This window comes from Acidovorax sp. KPB24-07 (assembly GCF_057543315.1).
Map to the genome: position 1 here is coordinate 1 of NZ_BAAJYS010000565.1, position 1737 is coordinate 1737.

2 protein-coding genes and 1 pseudogene are annotated in these 1737 nt (G+C 72.3%); 1 reads left to right on the plus strand and 2 read right to left on the minus strand.

Annotation, left to right across the window (positions count from 1 at the left end; all coding sequences use genetic code 11):
- On the plus strand, positions 1 to 859 hold an 859-nt coding region (locus AC27IQ_RS23885; RefSeq protein ID WP_487091047.1), incomplete at its 5' end, for a DUF2145 domain-containing protein.
- A gap of 31 nt (positions 860 to 890) precedes the next feature.
- Here the strand turns inward: AC27IQ_RS23885 and AC27IQ_RS23890 are convergent.
- Both AC27IQ_RS23890 and AC27IQ_RS23895 read right to left on the minus strand, forming a co-directional pair.
- Complete coding sequence (locus AC27IQ_RS23890; RefSeq protein WP_272568313.1) at positions 891 to 1337, minus strand: CBS domain-containing protein; 447 nt, start codon at positions 1335 to 1337, stop codon at positions 891 to 893.
- A gap of 168 nt (positions 1338 to 1505) precedes the next feature.
- A pseudogene (locus tag AC27IQ_RS23895) lies at positions 1506 to 1737 on the minus strand (DUF937 domain-containing protein); the annotation flags it as partial.

Here is a 1737-nt window from a genome sequence, read left to right on the forward strand (position 1 = left end):
GGAGGTTCCGGCCCACGCCGGCACCTGGGGCCTGTGCGATGCCGCCGCGCCGCTGAGCGCCACCGATCAGGACCGCATCCTGCGCTTTGCCGCGGTGGTCAAGCAGGTGCTCGACGCCTCGGGCCAGCGCGTGGCGCTGATCTCGCGCTCGGGCCTGGACCTGGGCCGCTTCGGGGTGCGCTACTCGCACGCCGGCCTGGCCCTGCGGCCGCAGCCGGACCGCCCGTGGGCGGTGCGCCAGCTGTACTACACCTGCGAGGAGTCGCGGCCCCGGCTGTTCGACCAGGGCATTCCGGGGTTCCTGATGGGCCGGGACGATCCATCCCGGGGCTACGTTGCCATCGTGCTGCTGCCCGCGCTGCCCGCCGACGCGCTGGAGCGCACGGCCCAGGATAAGCGCGCCGCGCTGGCCCTCCTGGCGGCCGACTACAGCGCCAATGCCTACCCGTTCAGCACGCGCTACCAGAACTGCAACCAGTGGGTGGCGGAGATGATGGCCAGCGCCTGGGCGCCGGCCGGCGACACGCCCCCGACGCGCGAGCGCGCGCAGGCGTGGCTGCGGTCGGCGGGCTACCGGCCCGAGCCGATCGGGCTGGGATCGCACGGGGTGGTGTTCGCCGCGCATTTCGCGCCGCTGGTGCATGTGGACGACCACCCGCGGGACGACCTCTACGCGCTGCGCATGCGGGTGAGCCTGCCGGCCTCGCTGGAGGCCTTCGTGCACGATCGCATGCCGGGCGCCGAGCGCATCGAGCTGTGCCACGACCGCCGCCAGATCGTGGTGCGCCGCGGCTGGCAGGCGCTGGGCCCGGGGTGCGAGGCCGGGCCGCAGGACGAGGTGATCGCCCTCGATTCCTAGCCAGATGGGGCCGGGCGGTTGCGCGGCGGCGTCAGTTGCGCTGGCCGCCAGTGATGTACTGCTCCATCTGCTCGATGATGAACTGCTGCTCGGACATGATGTTCTTCACCAGGTCACCGATGGAGATCAGGCCCACCAGCCGATTGGCGTCGTCCACCACCGGCAGGTGGCGCAGCCGGTTGTCTGTCATGAGCTGCATGCACTGCTCGCTGCTCTGGTGCGGCCGCACGAAGCGCACGGCGCGGGTCATCACGTCGCTCACCTGGGTGGCGCCGGAGGTGCGGCCCAGCAGGGCCACCTTGCGGGCGTAGTCGCGCTCGGTCACGATGCCGGCGATCTGCTCGCCCTCCATCACCAGCAGCGCGCCGATGCCCTTGTCGGCCATGAGCCGCAGCGCATCGAGCATCGAATCGGAGGGCCCGATGGTGTGGACCTGGGCATGGGGCTTGGACTTGAGGATGTCGGCGACTGCGGTCATGGGGCCTCCCTGAGTGAAGTGGCGTGGATGGCTGCAGTTTCCGCCCAACGGCGGGGTGCGCGCAACAGGGGTTTGCGAAGCGCCCGGGGCGGCGATGCAGTTGGTTGCAAACCCGCGCGCCGCCGGTCGCCGGTCGCCGGGCCCTCGGACCGCGCTTGCGCTCTCAACTCAGCGTCGCCCGCCGAACAGGCCGCCGCCGAGCTTGACCAGGTCCGACAGGCCGACCTGGCCGTCGCCGTCCTGATCGAGCAGGCTGCCCAGCACGCCTCCACCCAGGCCACCCAGGCCGCCCGGCTGCCGGGCGCGGTCGCGCTCGTGGCCGAGGGTGCGCCCCAGGCTGCCGGCATCCAGCCCGCCGGCCTGCACCCGCTGCGCAAGGAACGACATCACGATGGGCGCG

What these genes read in the sequence shown, in the direction of transcription:
- AC27IQ_RS23890 (WP_272568313.1), bottom strand. Translation starts at nt 1,337, where the DNA reads ATGACCGCAGTCGCCGACATCCTCAAGTCCAAGCCCCATGCCCAGGTC.